The 15,886-nt window shown below is 52.0% G+C and carries 14 protein-coding genes; 3 read left to right on the top strand and 11 right to left on the bottom strand.

Annotated features, from left to right (window positions below; all coding sequences use genetic code 11):
- The first annotated feature begins 176 nt into the window (after window positions 1–176).
- Window positions 177–1,301 carry a GGDEF domain-containing protein gene (locus GN107_RS02370; protein WP_155285832.1) on the top strand — a complete coding sequence of 375 codons (1,125 nt, stop codon included), beginning with the start codon at window positions 177–179 and terminating at the stop codon, window positions 1,299–1,301.
- A gap of 151 nt (window positions 1,302–1,452) precedes the next feature.
- Here GN107_RS02370 and GN107_RS02365 read toward each other — a convergent pair whose 3' ends face one another.
- Both GN107_RS02365 and GN107_RS02360 read right to left on the bottom strand, forming a co-directional pair.
- Entirely contained in the window at window positions 1,453–1,911 is a 459-nt protein-coding gene (locus tag GN107_RS02365; RefSeq protein ID WP_155285833.1) for a GNAT family N-acetyltransferase, read from the bottom strand.
- A 54-nt stretch (window positions 1,912–1,965) separates the two neighbouring features.
- Complete coding sequence (locus GN107_RS02360) at window positions 1,966–3,774, bottom strand: DUF2075 domain-containing protein (RefSeq protein ID WP_155285834.1); 1,809 nt, start codon at window positions 3,772–3,774, stop codon at window positions 1,966–1,968.
- 467 nt (window positions 3,775–4,241) lie between these two features.
- Here GN107_RS02360 and GN107_RS02355 point away from each other — a divergent pair, with 467 nt between their 5' ends.
- The gene (locus tag GN107_RS02355) at window positions 4,242–4,592 is read left to right on the top strand and encodes a hypothetical protein (protein WP_155285835.1); all 351 of its coding nucleotides are present in this window, start codon (window positions 4,242–4,244) and stop codon (window positions 4,590–4,592) included.
- A 103-nt stretch (window positions 4,593–4,695) separates the two neighbouring features.
- On the opposite strand, the gene GN107_RS02350 is transcribed toward GN107_RS02355, so the two are convergent.
- The 6 genes from GN107_RS02350 to GN107_RS02325 form a co-directional block, all read right to left on the bottom strand.
- Window positions 4,696–6,123 carry a S41 family peptidase gene (locus tag GN107_RS02350; RefSeq protein WP_230678518.1) on the bottom strand — a complete coding sequence of 476 codons (1,428 nt, stop codon included), beginning with the start codon at window positions 6,121–6,123 and terminating at the stop codon, window positions 4,696–4,698.
- Window positions 6,124–6,354 (bottom strand): YozE family protein, encoded by a 231-nt coding sequence (locus tag GN107_RS02345; protein WP_155285836.1) that lies wholly within the window; start codon window positions 6,352–6,354, stop codon window positions 6,124–6,126. It lies immediately after the preceding gene.
- Window positions 6,351–6,872: a peptide-methionine (S)-S-oxide reductase MsrA gene (gene msrA, locus GN107_RS02340; RefSeq protein ID WP_155285837.1), complete on the bottom strand. Its 522-nt coding sequence runs from the start codon at window positions 6,870–6,872 to the stop codon at window positions 6,351–6,353. The genes GN107_RS02345 and msrA overlap by 4 nt, the downstream gene beginning before the upstream one ends.
- A 35-nt stretch (window positions 6,873–6,907) precedes the next feature.
- On the bottom strand, window positions 6,908–7,558 hold the full coding sequence (locus GN107_RS02335) for a YpmS family protein (RefSeq protein WP_155285838.1): 651 nt from the start codon (window positions 7,556–7,558) through the stop codon (window positions 6,908–6,910).
- Window positions 7,558–8,385: an SGNH/GDSL hydrolase family protein gene (locus GN107_RS02330; RefSeq protein WP_155285839.1), complete on the bottom strand. Its 828-nt coding sequence runs from the start codon at window positions 8,383–8,385 to the stop codon at window positions 7,558–7,560. The genes GN107_RS02335 and GN107_RS02330 overlap by 1 nt, the downstream gene beginning before the upstream one ends.
- 391 nt (window positions 8,386–8,776) lie before the next feature.
- Window positions 8,777–9,619 carry a DegV family protein gene (locus tag GN107_RS02325; protein ID WP_155285840.1) on the bottom strand — a complete coding sequence of 281 codons (843 nt, stop codon included), beginning with the start codon at window positions 9,617–9,619 and terminating at the stop codon, window positions 8,777–8,779.
- A 213-nt stretch (window positions 9,620–9,832) separates the two neighbouring features.
- On the opposite strand from GN107_RS02325, the gene trhA reads away from it, so the two are divergent.
- Complete coding sequence (gene trhA, locus GN107_RS02320) at window positions 9,833–10,486, top strand: PAQR family membrane homeostasis protein TrhA (RefSeq protein WP_155285841.1); 654 nt, start codon at window positions 9,833–9,835, stop codon at window positions 10,484–10,486.
- 88 nt (window positions 10,487–10,574) lie between these two features.
- Here the strand turns inward: trhA and GN107_RS02315 are convergent, their stop codons facing one another.
- The 3 genes from GN107_RS02315 to GN107_RS02305 are packed head-to-tail and all read right to left on the bottom strand — an operon-like array spanning window position 10,575 to window position 14,994.
- Window positions 10,575–12,464 (bottom strand): ABC-F family ATP-binding cassette domain-containing protein, encoded by a 1,890-nt coding sequence (locus GN107_RS02315; protein ID WP_155285842.1) that lies wholly within the window; start codon window positions 12,462–12,464, stop codon window positions 10,575–10,577.
- A gap of 10 nt (window positions 12,465–12,474) precedes the next feature.
- Window positions 12,475–13,671, bottom strand: coding sequence for a CCA tRNA nucleotidyltransferase (locus tag GN107_RS02310; protein WP_155285843.1), 1,197 nt, complete (start codon window positions 13,669–13,671; stop codon window positions 12,475–12,477).
- 54 nt (window positions 13,672–13,725) lie between these two features.
- A complete protein-coding gene (locus GN107_RS02305) occupies window positions 13,726–14,994 on the bottom strand; it encodes a tetratricopeptide repeat protein (RefSeq protein WP_155285844.1) in 1,269 nt (422 codons plus the stop codon).
- Window positions 14,995–15,886: the final 892 nt, after the last annotated feature.

Raw genomic sequence — 15,886 nt, 5'->3', positions numbered from 1 at the left:
CGCGAATTGCAGCGCGATTTCCACAATTTAAACAAAACCCGCGGGCCAATTCAGTCTGCTCATTCGCTAATAAGCAATGCTCCGCTAATCTAATTCTGGTATTATTCTAAGAATTGCTATATCATTAACCGAGTGTCATTTTTTTCGGCACGTTAATTTTCCTGGGGGAATTCTTTATGCATTATTGGCTTATGTGGTTTGTTGAAACCATCGTCAGTGTCTTCATGATTTCTGGCTACATTGGGGTGCACAACAGTATCGCCCTGCGCGTCCTCGGAACGGATGATGCAACCAAAACCGCTGGCTTGCGCGTCCGCTCGTTCGTGGCGCTGTTCGGCCTGCTGATTATTATTTTTTGTCAGGTTGCTGCGCAGTTGAACGTCTTTACACCGGTGTTCTTTAACCTTGCCCTCTACATATTTTTCACCATGCTCGACGACGAACAGACCGGCATCATTGAATACATAGTTCGCGCAGCAGTACTCGTTTTGTTCTGGGTACTCAACATTCAGGTTGCCGGTCCCGCCCGCATCGTCAGTTTGGCTTTGCTTGCGGTAGCAATCATCGTCTTCTGGTACTGGCGGAACCAATTGACCGCGCTACACCACCTAACCGTGGTCATGGCCGCGATTATTGGGATTGGCTTCTGGCTGGGTCAATCGAGTACCACCGACATCGACGTCATCACGAACACGGTGATGCTGATGCTGATGATTTTAGTCACAATTTACTACTGGAACGCCGAGAACCACCATGAAAACGAACGCCACCAGCTGATTGAGGAAATCAACCGCGACGGTTTGACTGGCGCCGGCAGCATGTATGCCTTCCACGACGACACAATCATCTGGGTCCCAAAAGCACATAAGGACGGCCTCAGTTTTGGTGTCATTATGTTCGACATTGATTTCTTCAAACGCATCAACGACCACTACGGTCATTCCGCTGGTAACTCAGTGTTAATTGGCCTGGCGCACCTCATCAATTCGATGCTGGAGGCCACCAAGTTCCGCTGCGCCCTTTACCGGACTGGCGGCGAAGAGTTCAACATCTTGGTCGTTAACCCCACCTCGGGAGAGCTAACACAACTAGCAAAGGACATCCTCCGTGAGATCCGCATGGCCCAGTTCACCTACGAGGGCCAAAAGATTCAGGTCACCCTCTCAATGGGCGTTACAATGCTGCGCACGGAGGACGAGGACTTCTCCAGCTTGTACAAACGCATCGACAGTTACTTGTACCAATCCAAACACAACGGCCGCAACCAGATTACCGTTGAAGGCAAAACGGTCGCAGTCTAAAGCACTAATAAGACTAAGAGGCGCCCTGCTGACAAAATTCAGCGGGACGCTTCTTTTTCAGCTATAGCTCTAATTATTATGAGCTAACCCATGTGCAAATCAGGCTTGGCCTACTCACAATGGTCCAGAGCTTTGAATGAATGCTTGCGCTTTACCGTAAATTTTTCTCCAGCATGACCATGTCCTTCAGCACGACCCCGTTATCAACAAGCTGCTGCGAGTACGCATCAAAGAAACCTTTCTTGATGGCGTAAAACCTAAACCCCCGCTTGAGGTAAAAAAGAATGTTCTGAACGTCTGCATCTCCAGTGCCGACAATTGCCCGCGAATAACCCTCGGCAAAATAAGAACAAACAAATTCCAGTAACTCGGTGCCAATACCTCGACCTTGAGCGTCCAATGCCACGGCAATGTTCTTGATTTCTAGCGTGCTTGAATCAACTGCAATCACCAAGACTACACCAACAATGTCGTTGTCGTCCGTAGCAACAAAAATCCGGCCGCTGTTTACGTACGCGTTGACCTGCTTCTCGTCAGCATCACCAATCAGTAGCAACGGAATTAGCTCCGACCGGTCAGCTCGCTGATACTCTGTGACTTTAATTGCCATAATTTCTCCCAAAATTAAAATTGAATATTCGCTACCCAAACAATGCAGCAGTGGTTATTCATAATCCTGAGGCTCCTCCGCGACATTCTGCACAGCACTCGCCGCAGCATTCTTGAGCGCCCGCCGCAATGCCGGATCGACCGCATAGATATAGAGTCCGTGCACACCCCTAGTCATCAGGACATTGACCTCGTTGCGCAAGAGCTCGGTCGCGACGCTCTTTTTTTCGCCATTTAGACTCCGCTTCTGGGTAGCGTTATGGTTGGCGCTATTCTCCGGCCGTGAAACCACGCGGCCATGTTCGAACCCAACGGAGGGGCCGAGCACAACGCCAGCATAATTCAAATCCATCCCCTGAACGGTAAAAGTGGAGCCAATTTCATTAATTGTTTGGGCTTGCTCGGCCCAGGCTAGGCCGCGGTTGCGCCGTGCTTCAGCCCTGTTTGCGGGCGACAACTGCAAATTCCACGGCATCGACCAGTCGCCAACACTAACCTGCCACATTTTGCTGGTATCACCATCTGGATGTCGTTTTTCAACAAAAGGCCAGTCAAAAGTTGCCAGCATGCGGGACAAGCCCTGGCTTTCATCTTGTGCCTTTGCTCTGATGGCATTTTGCATTGCCAATGGTGAATCAAAAACCCGCAGGTCAAAACCCTTAGTGTCGTGGCCAGGTAATTGATCGATTTTGCGGGCAAGTACGAACTCATCGATCCAGCGCAAGGTGGCCGGGTCTGCCTGCATCCGCAACTGCTGCTGCAAAGTGACAATGCTGCCGTGTGTGGCGGCGCGCTCAAGCAACTTCTGATAACTCTGCTTGCTCCGGTAACCGTTTGTTGCCAAAACCTGATGCGGGTCAATTACTGTGATGACGACGCGAGCACGACCAAGCAAATCGAGCAGTTGATTCTTACCACGGTAAGCCTGTTTGCCCTGCGTGTAAAGCAGATGCGCTTCATCAACCAAGGCAACATCAATCGGGTCTCCATCTGCAGGCAACTCGTTGATAAAGTGGGTTGGTTTACCGACTTGGTCCCCACCCTTGGTGTACAAACCTAACTTGGTCATGATCTGCTTGTAAACCTTCAGCTGCTGCTCATGATTGACCATCAACTTGGCCGCCATTCGCTCACCCGTTGGAACCGATTCGCGGACATTGCCAGCACGGTCGATGGTTGTCAAAAGTTGGTAAAACAGGCTACTGAGCAACACCGTTTTTCCGGAGCCAGCCTCACCCTGCACTAGGATCAGTTGGCCCTGGTCATTATTACGTAGTGCCTTCTGCACGCGGAGCAGAATCTCGTCACGGGCACGGAACTGGCTCGGCGTTAACTTGTGGAACGGCGACGCCTTAAACAACGCAGAATCGCGAATAATCCGCTCAAGTGGGAATACATCCGGATGCATGCGGTGCAATTTTCGCCAAATCTTGCCGAAAATATCATCTTTTTCTTGCATCGGGTAGTAACTGCCTTGGGGATTGGTCCGCAAGTTCATGAGCCGGTGACTGGACTCGGCGCCCGACAGGTAAAGCATCATCTGGTTCTCAATGTCTAGGGTCATGGATTTATTGAAATGTTCGTGCCCAATGACGATCATGCGTCCATTCTGGCCCTTGTCGATTGCAGCCCAGCCCTCTTGCTTGTGTGGGTCGTCTTCAAGATGTTGAACGGTCCGCCGCTGAATACTCGTGGTTTCACCAACGTAAATCAGCAAATCCCGCTGCGCTTGGGCACCAATTATGTAGACTGTGGGAAAATCTAAAAGCAATGTGTGGCTATGCTGATCTGCAATTCGCTCCAGACTAGCTAAACCTTTATCGCTGTAATCAACTTCCCGAATCACCGGATACTCTTCTGCCATTTGTCTCTCCCCGCAGGCTGCTCCACCTGCGAACACGTTCCACCGGCCGCGTTAATTAGCCGAATATGCCGTAACTGTTGCTAATTATAGCAAACAATTAATCACCTGCACCAAGAGTGACCGCAAACTGCTGTTGACAGTGGTCCACTAGCCCCGTATCATGATTCGTGAAGAAAATCGGATATGTATCGAGAGTGTTGGTAGTGGCTACGCACTATGACCAACCGGCAACGTACGGAAACGCAACGTGCCCCACCGTAGACGGATGCACAACAAACAAACTCTGTTTAGTCGTGCACGTTACGTGGACGACTTTTTTCATGCACAGAGCAGAGGCTCACGGTCAGAAGGTGAGGACTAACGGACTCTGGAACAAATGCGTGGTTTTTAGCAGTTGGTCCAGAGTATGTTAGCCGCAACCTTCTGTGGGCCGCAGCTCGACTACAAAAAAACGGAGGAGAATTAACATGTTACAGTATATCGACGGCAAATTATATGAAACAACCGACGGCCAGGCCGCGGTTGAAATGTGGCTCCAGCACCACAAGGACGAGCAGACCAAGGGCAAAATCAAATTGAAGGAATACTTACTCACCCGGCGTTACGCCAGTCAGGACCAGTGCGCACGCATCGACCAACTCCTCGGCACACAACTGACAGCCGCGTCCGTACGGGATCTATCCGCAAACAGCTTTGGCGCTTGGCGCGTAATCGCTCAGCAAAAGGAGTGGCTCGCCGACTTTGCTTTTTGCCAGCAGGTTCCCGCGGAGTTGCGCCGCACCGCACTAACAAGCTTACCTGTGGATTACGAACAATAATTTTAAGTAATCATTCCGGCGGCACCCGGCAAAGTCCGACTGCCAGCAAAAAACACCACGGCATTTTCACCGTGGTGTTTTTCGCGTACTATTTTAAATCGGGTTACTTCTTATCCAGCTCCTTAACGGCAGCCTTCATGGCGTTGTCGTTGGCGTTGATCTTGGTACCGAGCTGCTGGGTCAACTTGCTGAGGGTGTTGCTGTCAGCGGTACCACTGGCGGTCAAACCGTTAGCAGCCTGGAACTTGCTGACGGCGGCCATGGTACTGGCTCCGTAATAACCGTTGACCTTACCGACGTTGTAACCAAGGGCGTTAAGCACCGTCTGCAGTGACTTAGCATCTTCACTGACCGTTTCCGGCTTGATGCTGTCACTAGTGAAGCTTGGCGTGTAAGCATACGCTGGATAGTCAGCCTTGATGGTTGGTTGCAGGCCCTTGTGGTTGATCCAATCGCCATCCGGAGTGAGCCACTTGGCGATGGTGAGCTTAAGCTCGGCGCCCTGGCCCATGTCAGCGACTGTCTGCACGGTACCCTTACCATAACTCTTCGTCCCGATTAGCGGAATCCCGGCACTCTCATTGAGAGCGGCAGCAGTGATTTCACTTGCAGATGCGGAGTTACCATCAATCAAAACAACGGTCGGTTCGGTCACCTTGAAGCCCTTGTCGTATTCACGACCGGCCTTGTAAACCTCAGTCTTCCCCTTGCGCGGCTTGACCTTCAGAATCGTCTGCCCATTCTTCAAGAACATTGAGTCAATCTTGAGTGCCTCACCGAGCACACCACCAGGATTGCCACGCATGTCGAGCACGAACTTCTGCGCGCCCTCCTTGCGCAACTTCTTGATGGCATTCTTGACCTGTTTGCCGGAAGTTTCCGTGAAGGTACTAAATGTGATGATTCCAATCTGCTTGTTCGTCTTATCGAGTGAGGTCGTCACGCTTGGTACGTTGATCTTCGAACGTTCCATTGTGAAGCTAAGCTGCTTGTTGCCACGGCTAACTACAACAGTGACCTTAGTGCCGATTTTGCCGCGCACCTTGCTAACAACGGCGTTGATATCCTTCTTCGCCATTGACTTACCGTCAACGCTCACAATGGTGTCGCCGACCTTCAGTCCCGCTTTTTGAGCCGGACTGCCGGAGTTCAGCGCGTCAACGCTGACCCCATCACTAGTCTGCGCCATGGTTGCGCCGATTCCGCCGAATGATCCGGAAATCTCAGTGTTCAGATCAGTCGCATCAGTGTTTTGGAGGTAGTTAGAAAACGGGTCATCAAGTGACTTGAGCATCCCGTTGATTGCACCATCCGCAAGCTTCTTATCGCTTGGTTTGCGGTAGTAATTCTGACTGATTGTTGCGTATGTTTTAAGAACCTTGTCGAACCCGGCCGGTATTTGCTGATTAGTGCTGACCTGCACGGACTGTGGTTGATGGGCAAAATACCCAATACCCCCGCCGAGCACCAGCGTGATGATCATCCCCACGACTGCGGCCCAGACGGGAATTCTTCTCTTAGGTTTATTCATCTAATTCTGATCTCCCCTCGCGTCCCGGTACATCTGGAACGCCTGATCAAACACATCCATGTTCGGCAGGTAACTACCGTTTAACTCTAGGTAGTTAGCCAGTTCGTGATAATCATAACTTTGCTTTGGAAATGCGTGATCAAGAAATGCATTCTGGGCAAAATTGGCGACCTCACCATGGTCATTAGGATTGCGTAACGTCATTAAATAGCGGTAGAAGGGTTCGTTCATTTTTGGTCCTTCCAGTGCTTAGCAGCAAACTCAGCGCGGGGAGCATGTTCCTGCGCGTACCGCCGGGGGTTCTTTTCATAGAACTGCTGGTGGTAGTCTTCTGCTGGGTAGAATGGTTTGGCATCTTCAATTGTCGTCACGATTGGATCCTTGAACATGCCTGATGCGGCCAGCTTTGCTTTTGATTCAGTAGCAATGCGACGTTGCTCAGGTGAGTTCACAAAAATCACGGGCCGGTAATTATCACCGCGGTCTTGGAACTGACCCATTGCGTCAGTTGGGTCCGTCTGCTGCCAGTATATTTCAACCAAATCTGCGTAACTAATGATATCTGGGTCGAAGGTGATCTGAACCGCCTCCGTGTGCCCAGTGGTGTGGCTACATACCTGCTCGTAAGTCGGATTCGGCACGTGGCCACCCGTGTATCCGGATAGAACGTTCAGAATCCCAGGTTGGGTCTCAAACGGCTCAACCATGCACCAGAAACACCCACCGGCAAAAATTGCTGTATCTTGCATATCAATACCTCCACATTTTAGTTGATGGCTAGAACTTACTTGCTCAAGTAACCACTAAGGTTAATTTTGTCGTGCACAAGATCGATCCGATCCGCGCGCACGTGTAAGCCATTACCTAAATCAAATTGATTTAATCTTAGCACAATGGTTTTGTCCTTACTATTGACGGACACCATCTTCGGCAGCTTGTAGTTGTTACCTACGTAACTCAGCACATAGCTAACCGGGACGGACAAAGCACCAACGTTCATTTTGGTAGCTTTCAAAATGACGTTGCCGTTGCTCTGCACATAGGGATCGCACTGCATGCCGAAGCCGACCTTGCTGCCGAAGAACTTGAAGGTTCCCTTCAGGACGGCGTGTGTGCCCACGGTCAAGCTATAGTGGACATCCCCCTGTTTCAGGTAATTGTTCAAGTAGTTGCCGATCACCCGGTTCAGCTGCCGCTTGGTGAGTTTGATGCTCATAACGGTGTCATCGCTGCCCTCAACACTAGGGCTAACCATTGACGTTGTCGTCTGCACTGGTGAGCCGATGCGGTGGGCAATCGTGATACCACTACCAATAATCAAGCCCAATAAGACGATGAATGCCCACATCCACCAGTTAATTTGGCGCTTGATTTTACTTGTTACCGGCGTGGACTGTTGCTTACGTCCCTGCCGTGTATGTTGACTATCTTGCATTACTTCGACCACTCCTTCTCACTATCTTGCATGACCGTCCACAGCTTGGCCGTCATTTGGACATAGCCAGCGTTGTTCGGGTGGAAATGATCCTTGCCGTAAATCAACTGGTTGACTGACTTGCTGCTATCCTTCTTAGCGCCGGCAGCGGTATTGCTACCCTTGCTGAGTACATCTTCAACGTCAACAAAATGCGTCCGGTTCAGCGTGCTCAGCGTCTTTTTAGTCTGCTGGTTCCAGCGGTGGACACTACTTTGCATCATTTTGATGTTCGGAAAGTATACATAGAAAGGATTGTAAATGCTAAAGACGTAAATCGGGGCATCAGGGTTATCGTTCCGAATATCGCCAATGAGATCGCGCAGATGGCCCTGAAACTTGTTGATCCCCCTAGTAACGTCTTTTGTCTTCATGTTAAGTAGGTTGGATTGCAAAACGTGCATTAAGTCGTTTCCGCCAACGGTGAGCGTAATCACGTCGGCCTGCTTGAGCTTCCGCGCCAGCTTCTTGTCATTCTTGACCCGTTTAGCAATCTGCAGCGATGTATCACCAGTCACCCCAAAATTACTGGTGTTGACGTGGGCGTCAGTGTTGATTGCGACATCTTGAGCAATGAGCGGTACGTAACCACCCTGATTAGTGGTATCACCGACCCCGTGCGTTAATGAATCGCCCACCGCACAGATATTAATCTGCGCTTCTGCGTCGCCCTTGCCGCCAGTCCGCAGTGGTGCCGCGGCGGGCATGGTCCACGCGGCAATGCCGGCCCCAAGTGCAATGGCAAATACAAAAGCAATGATGATGCCAGCTACTCTCTTGATGCGCATGTTGGACCTCCTTTGTTTGGCTATGTTTGCTCTGAATTATTGATTGAGATTAAGTTTTTATAGCACCAAGGTTAATCATAGTTGAATTGTGCACGCGAGCCGCTTAAACTTTTGCAAATTGTTGTTTGCACACCACCACAATAGTGCCAAAACCGGGCATTATTGCGGGAGCACGCAAATCCTCAGCTTCTAAACGCCTGGCTGCGCTCTGTGTCATAGTCGAGCTCCGCGGGGCTGTAACTTGCGCTTTACACCCTTTGCACCAAATGCCAAAACCGCATCTGGTGCAAAGTACGTAAATACTCAGTTGCAAACCGCCCCGCTGCGCTCTGTGTCAAAAAAGGGCGGAACCTGCGCTCCACCCTCAGCATTAACTATTAATTTTACACCATTAACCCTGGTAATACATAATCGCGAACGCACCCTCGCCGGCATGGGTCGCAACGATAGGACCGGTTGGCCGCACAAGCATTTCAACCCCAGGCACTGCCTGGCTGATTTCGGCACCGATTTCTTCAGCTTTGTCCTTAATAGCAACATAGGACACACCCACGCTCTTCACGTTTGGAAGCTGACTCATGTGCTGAATAACATCTTCGCGGAACGCCTTGATGGTCTTCATGCCGCGCCCCTTCTTCAAGATGTCTAGCTTGCCGTTCTCCATACTCAAAGTGATCTTGATGTTCAGCAGTGAGGTGATCATCCCCGCAGCCTTCGACAAGCGGCCACCCTTAACCAGGTTCGTCAGGTTAACGACCGCCATCCGTAACGTCGTGTTGGACCGCACCTGACTGATTGCGGCAACGATCGTGTCCATGTCCGCACCCGTCTGCGCCAACTTGGCAGCCTCGATTACTTGGAAGGCTTGGGCCCGGTCAGTGAACTCGGAATCAATGACAGTAACATCGCCATCACACATCTCAGCCGCCTGCCGTCCAGAATTAACCGTGCCGCTGAGACTCTCAGCCAGGAAGATTGCCAGAACGGAACTGCCATCAGCGGTCAGTTTGTTGAATGTTTCCAGAATCGTGCCCACAGCCGGCTGACTGGTTTTGGGAAGCGATTCAGATGTGCTCATCTTTTTAACAAATTCATCTCGCTGGATAGTTACGCCGTCAATGTACACCGTGTTGTCGATCATGACGCTGAGCGGAATTACCGTTACGTCAAGATCGGCAATCTCCTCATTAGTCATTTGGACTGAAGAATCGGTGACGATTTTAATTTTGGTCATCTGGATGCCACGCTTTCTAATTGGAATAAAGAACATGTTTCGTTCAAAACTTAGTATAACTAATGCCACGGTAAAATTCCAGACTATTTAACATAGTTTTCAAAACTAGATGATGTTGCATTTGGGAGTCCATGGCGGTATCATGTACCTGTAAGCAATTTCAAACATGCAATTTTGTCAGTAACAAGCCTTTCATATTGGGGGATAACTTCTATGCAGAGCTCACAAGTCTACTTAAAATCGCGACATTACGCCATTCTCAACGAGTTGTGGAGCGCCATCACGCACGGTGCCGGAATTATTTTAGCCATCACGGCTCTGGTCCTGCTGAGCGTCCGCGCCGCTGCCACCGGTTCAGCCCTGCGCATGTTCGCGTTTGCCGGTTTTGGCGTGGCACTCTTACTCTTATATAGCGCCTCCACCTTATTTCACGCCCTCTATTTCACACGGGCGCGCCACGTGCTCCAGGTGATCGACCATTCAAACGTGTTCATCCTAATTGCTGGCTCCTACCTGCCGTACTGTCTCATTGCAATTGGTGGTCGGCTCGGCATCATCCTGCTCGCGGTCATTTGGGCCTTTTGCGCAGCAGGAATCATCATGGACTGTTTCTTCGTCGGCCGCTTTAAGAAGCTCGAAGTTGCCATCTACATTGGCCTCGGCTGGTTATGCGTTGTCGCCATGCCAGCGCTGTGGAGTCACTTGGGTGTCACCGGCTTCTGCTTGCTTGTTGCTGGCGGCCTGTGCTACACCATCGGGGCACTGCTATATACACAAAAACAGATTCCGTTCATTCACGTTGTCTGGCACCTGTTTGTTCTGGCTGGTTCTGCCTGCATGTTCTTCTCAATTTACCTGTTCGTCTAGCCTTGTAATTTTTGACTGACCAAAAGCAAATGATCCGCAGCTTCGTACGTGGCGAAGTTGCGGATCATTTTTTTGTGCTCACATTAATCTAATTGACGTATGCATCCAGTTCCACGTAGCGGTCCAGTAGCTGGTCTTGCTTGGCGCTAAGCTCATCGATTTGCTTCTGCAGGGTAGCAAGCTTATCGTAGTCGGCCCCGTTAGCTTCCATTTCCTTTTGCAGGCTGGCAAGCTCATCATCGATTTTGTCCATCTGGGGCATCAGGGTTTCGTACTCTTTCTGCTCCGCATAGGTCAACTTGACCTTCTTTTTCGGCGCGGCGGGTTGCTCATCCGCCGGCTCCGGCTTGGTTTCCTTCACCGGACTCGGGGCTTTTGCCGCCGCGCGCTGGCGAGCCAAGTAATCACTAAACATCCCCACTGCCCGCTCGATTTTGGCGTCACCATCAAAAATCAGCAATTCGTCGGCGACCTTATCCAAAAAGTAGCTGTCATGGGACACGGTGATGACCGTGCCGTTGAACTTGTCTAGGTAATCCTCAAGCACCGTCAGGGTCGCGATATCAAGGTCGTTGGTCGGTTCATCCAGCAGCAGTACATTTGGCTCCTGCATCAACACTTGCAGAAGGTAGAGCCGGCGTTGCTCCCCACCAGACAGGCGGCTGATCAGGGTGCCATGACTCTCACGGGGGAAGAGAAAGGCATCCAGCAGTTGGGTGACACTTTCATGCTCGCCCTGCGCGTTGGTAACCCCCTCGCCGACCTCCTGCAGGTAGGCAATCACCCGCTTATTCTGGTCCAGAGCTGGCATCTTTTGCCGGTAGTAACCGAGTTTCACGGTTTCGCCAATATCCAGCACGCCGGAATCAAGCTTGAGGTCACCCGCAATCACGTTCAAAAGTGATGACTTGCCGGCCCCATTAATCCCCGTGATCCCAATGCGCGTGTTGCGCTGCACAAGGTAATTGAAGTCATGCAAAATATGGTGCGGGCCAAGGTCCAAGTTCGCGTGGTGGAACTCAATGACCTTCTTGCCGAGGTGCGAGGTGCCAATATTAATGTCAACTTTGGCGTCCGCGAGTTCCGGCTTGCCGGCATCCATGGCCTTGAAGCGGTTGACCCGGGCGTTTTGCTTGGTTGTCCGTGCGTGGGCCCCCTCCCGCATCCACGCCAGCTCCTGTTTGTAGAGCTGCTGCTGCTTGTGGGCGGCGGCGCTCTCCTGCTCATTAAGGGTGGCTTTCTGTTCAACATATGCCTGGTAGTTACCGGGGAAAATCCGTAATTTACCGCGGTCGAGTTCGTAGATTTGGTTGGCGACCCGATCCAAGAAGTAACGGTCATGGGTCACGACTAGGAGCGCACCCTTATATGCAGCCAGGTACTTTTGCAGCCAATCGATGGAGTCAAAATCCAGGTGGTTAGTAGGTTCGTCTAGCATCAACAGGTCGGGTTTCTCAATCAACACTTGTGCCAAACCGACCCGCTTCTGTTGGCCCCCAGACAGCTGGCCGACCTTTTGCGTCAAGTCGTTGATGTGTAGCTGCGTCAGAATCGTTTTAATGTCGGTTTCCGCGTCCCAAGCGTCCAGCTGGTCCATCTTGCGCTCGGCATTGGCGTAGGCGTTCTGCAGGCTCTCGTTGCCCGCATCCGCAGTGTACGCGTCTAGTGCGGACTCATAGCTGCGAATCGCCTGGAAAATTGCAGACTGGCCCCCATAAACTGCGTCCATGATGCTGAGCTCTGGATTGAGCTTCGGCTTTTGGTCTAGGTAGGCAATCGAATAGTTCTTCGGCGTCTGCACTGAGCCACTGTCAAACGGCTCGACACCAGCTAAACCCTGCAGGAGCGTCGTCTTACCGGTCCCGTTCACCCCAATCAAACCAATGCGGTCCCCCGCGTTAATTAGAAAATCAATGCCATCTAGTAATGTCTTATCGCCGTATGCCTTTGCGACACCGGTTGCTGTTAAAGTTTGCACTATCTGTTCCTCATTCCTTCGCGCCGGTTTGCACGTGGGCCAGCAGTTCGGCACGCGTGTTAGTGATTTTGCCGACCACTACGGCTTCCTCTAAATCGCGCAGGGTCGTGCCGAGGGCTGGCCCCGGGTGTACACCAGCTTTGATCAGGTCACCGCCGTTAACGGCCAGCTCCCCTGCAGCGTGCATCGGCAATGCGGCATAGCGCTGCTGGTAAGTGGCTGGGTCCACGTTCGGCTGCAATAATTGCGCAGCGGTCACCGCAACGGTCAAGTCGGTCGCACCCGCCGTGTACAAATCCATGGCGCTGGCTTGTCCACTCAAAATTTTGGGCAAAATGTCCTGGGCCACCTGCACGGACTTCATCAGTGCTTTGGGTTGCTTCCACGCCCGCAACAACGGTGCAGCGGCTGTCTGCAGCTCATAGGCCAGCAGTAGCCAGCCAACAGCCACATCGTGCAACTGGGTCCGTGGCAACTGGGCCAGGCGCTCAAGGGCCGCCCCTTGGCCGCTGAGTTCAGGGCAATACTCGTACAGCTTGGCGTTAATGAAGCTAGTCAACCCAGCCGTGCGGTTGATTCCGAGCAAAAGGCGCGAGAACTCCGCGGCAATCCGTTCAACGGCAATGTGCTTCAGCAACGGTGCGTTAGCCGCCAGGGCTGTTGCTGTCTTTTGCTCCAGACTGAAACCGAGCTGGCTCTCAAAACGGACCCCCCGCATCATACGCAGGGCGTCCTCGTGGAACCGCGCCTGGGGATCACCGACGGCCCGCAACAGGTGCGCGTCTAGGTCGGCCAGGCCCCCATAATTATCAATGATTGTACCGTCGTGCCGTGCTGCCAGGGCGTTAACCGTGAAGTCCCGCCGCTGCTGATCTTCCTTCAGTGAGCGGACAAAAGTTACCTCATCCGGCCGCCGGAAGTCCTGATACGTCGATTCCGTCCGGAAAGTGGTGACTTCATAGCCGGCCCCGTGGTCCAGCACCATCACCGTTCCGTGCTGAATCCCGGTATCAACCGTGCGCTTAAAAATCCTTTTGACCTCTTCCGGATACGCAGAGGTGGCAATATCAACGTCGTGAATCGGTAAGTTTAGCAGCGCGTCCCGCACACAGCCGCCAACAAAATACGCCTCAAACCCTGCGGCTTCGATCCGCTGCAGGATGGGGATGGCCGCTTGAAACTCTGGATGCGATAGGTTCACTTGCACGAAATATTCTCCCTTTCACTAACTACAACTATTTTGCTAAATGGTACTGTTCAATCAATATTCACCGTTCTTGAGTGCGTCGAGCCGGTCCTGCGCGTCCAAATCATCGGGCTCGATTTGCAGTAATCTGGTCAGCGCAGACTGTTCCTCGGCGTGCGCTGCCGTGGTGCGGAAGAAGCGTGCCAGATCCCGCAAGAATTCTGGCCGGTCTTGGAAGGTCCGGAACGCTAACAGGTAGTTGCCACGCGCGTTATCGTAATCATCACTGCGTTCCTGCGAACGGGCGAGGTTCCAATATAGCTGTGGGTCACCGTTACCGTCAGCATCTAGATCCTGCAGGAAATCAATATTTTCTTCATCCCGGCCCGCTTGCAGTAAGAAGTTACTCCACGCAAGTTTGTGGTGTTCATTATCCGGCGCAATCCTCATCGCCTTTTGCAAATACTTCTCACCTAGCTCCTGGTCATCCAGATCAAGCGCCAGCTGTGCACCCACACTGTATAGCTCATCGTTGGTCTCATCCTGCGCGATCCCGTTTTGCACAGTCTTCAGCGCTTCCTCCATGGCCCCGGTTTCCCGCTCCGCATTAGCCAGTGGCAGGTAAGCGTTGGTGTAGCTTGCATCCTGTTCAACGACCTGTTTCAGCATGTCAACGGACTTCTGATAGTCTTTCAGCTGGTAGTACAACGCGCCCAGCTGGAAACGGTCCGCAAGCGGCAACTCACCAGTCCCGTACTCTTCATAAACCGCGACAGCATCTTCGTAACGCCCGTTGTTGGCCAGACTCTCTGCATAGCGTAAGTGCACGTTAACATCGGCAACGGTGTCTTCTCCGGCCTCGATGAGGTCCAGGTAAGCCGCCGCTGCCTGTTCGAAGTGCCCCCAGGCAAACTCCAGCTCCCCGAGCGCAAAAGTGATCACGGGCTCATCTGGTGCCAATTTTTGCGCGGTCAGCAGCTTGTTCTCACTGACTTCGTACAAACCTTGCGTCTGGTAAACGTCTGCCATCTCTAGGAGCGCCTGCACATAATCCGGGTTGTCGGGCTCGATCCGGTTCAGATAATTGAGGGCCGTGTCGCTATCGCCATCGGAAACGGCAATATCCGCCAACGCCGTGAGCACTGATGCCTCATCAGGGTACTTGGTGGACAATTCCTGGTAAATCCGTTTGGCCTGGCCAGTGAAGCCAAGCGCATAAAGCTGCTCCGCCAGGCTGAACTTGGTTTCGTCATCATCGTTAGCAAGGACCTTTTGAAAAAGGACCTTGGCCTGATCCATATTACCCTTCTCAACGGCATCGAGCATTTGTTCAGAATATGACATGCGTACCTCCTTGGGAAAAATCCGTTCTAATCCATTCCATTAATACTCTACCGCATCCGGCGGTTTAACGCCACGGACAAAGCTGTACTGGTGGTTCAGTGGGCCCGCGGTGCGGGGTGCCACTGCTCCGTTCCGTATATGCTTGTCGCGTGGAACAGCCCGGGGCCGTCTCCAGACTAGCTTCGCGAGTCTTGAACCTAAAACCAGGCCCGCATCGCTACGCTCAACGCGGTCCTACTTTCACCCCCTGTTATTAAGCAGAAAACCGCTGCTTAATAACAGTTTGGGCTTTACGCGGCATATACTTCTCTACGCAGTGGCACCCCGCACAGCTAGTTTTAACTTTGTGAATTACATGTATCGTATATCGTAAATTCAGCACTCTCTCCACAACTGTGCAATGTTCACTTTCAGCATAGCATCATAACCAGTAGTACCGGGACAAGAGCATCACCATCGCAACAAACACCATTCAAGTCATACCCACTGAAAAAAGGTCAATGAAAATGAAAATAAACCCGCGTAAATATGGACGTACCAGAATCACCACAGTAACCTGCAAGCATCCACAGAGGGTGGCGGGTAGGGCTACGGAGCGGAGAAACGGGGTTGCTCCATGCCATCGCGATAATTGGCTGCTAGACTGCGGTTTATGCAGGCTTGCCGCTAATTATCGGGGGAAACGCAGAGCCAACAAGGTGAGCCGCAGGCGAGCGTTGGCTCGAGTTTAGCGGCAAGACTTAACCCGGGTTTGGTTAAGGCTTGAACGCGACCATGTGCATGGAGCAGACCCATGACGCAGTGGGAGTAGCCCTGCCCGCCACCTGGCATCTAGAACAAAATTGAACGCAGACAACAAAAAGACCGGAGCAGCTGCTCCGGCCGATCTGTT

Source organism: Lacticaseibacillus zhaodongensis (genome assembly GCF_009687905.1).
Classification (GTDB): Bacteria; Bacillota; Bacilli; order Lactobacillales; family Lactobacillaceae; genus Lacticaseibacillus; species Lacticaseibacillus zhaodongensis.
Note: the sequence above shows the minus strand (reverse complement) of the source record. Positions and strands in the feature narration are given on the sequence as shown.

What these genes read in the sequence shown, in the direction of transcription:
- GN107_RS02370 (WP_155285832.1), top strand. Translation starts at nt 177, where the DNA reads ATGCATTATTGGCTTATGTGGTTTGTTGAAACCATCGTCAGTGTCTTC.
- GN107_RS02365 (WP_155285833.1), bottom strand. Translation starts at nt 1,911, where the DNA reads ATGGCAATTAAAGTCACAGAGTATCAGCGAGCTGACCGGTCGGAGCTA.
- GN107_RS02360 (WP_155285834.1), bottom strand. Translation starts at nt 3,774, where the DNA reads ATGGCAGAAGAGTATCCGGTGATTCGGGAAGTTGATTACAGCGATAAA.
- GN107_RS02355 (WP_155285835.1), top strand. Translation starts at nt 4,242, where the DNA reads ATGTTACAGTATATCGACGGCAAATTATATGAAACAACCGACGGCCAG.
- GN107_RS02350 (WP_230678518.1), bottom strand. Translation starts at nt 6,123, where the DNA reads ATGAATAAACCTAAGAGAAGAATTCCCGTCTGGGCCGCAGTCGTGGGG.
- GN107_RS02345 (WP_155285836.1), bottom strand. Translation starts at nt 6,354, where the DNA reads ATGAACGAACCCTTCTACCGCTATTTAATGACGTTACGCAATCCTAAT.
- msrA (WP_155285837.1), bottom strand. Translation starts at nt 6,872, where the DNA reads ATGCAAGATACAGCAATTTTTGCCGGTGGGTGTTTCTGGTGCATGGTT.
- GN107_RS02335 (WP_155285838.1), bottom strand. Translation starts at nt 7,558, where the DNA reads ATGCAAGATAGTCAACATACACGGCAGGGACGTAAGCAACAGTCCACG.
- GN107_RS02330 (WP_155285839.1), bottom strand. Translation starts at nt 8,385, where the DNA reads ATGCGCATCAAGAGAGTAGCTGGCATCATCATTGCTTTTGTATTTGCC.
- GN107_RS02325 (WP_155285840.1), bottom strand. Translation starts at nt 9,619, where the DNA reads ATGACCAAAATTAAAATCGTCACCGATTCTTCAGTCCAAATGACTAAT.
- trhA (WP_155285841.1), top strand. Translation starts at nt 9,833, where the DNA reads ATGCAGAGCTCACAAGTCTACTTAAAATCGCGACATTACGCCATTCTC.
- GN107_RS02305 (WP_155285844.1), bottom strand. Translation starts at nt 14,994, where the DNA reads ATGTCATATTCTGAACAAATGCTCGATGCCGTTGAGAAGGGTAATATG.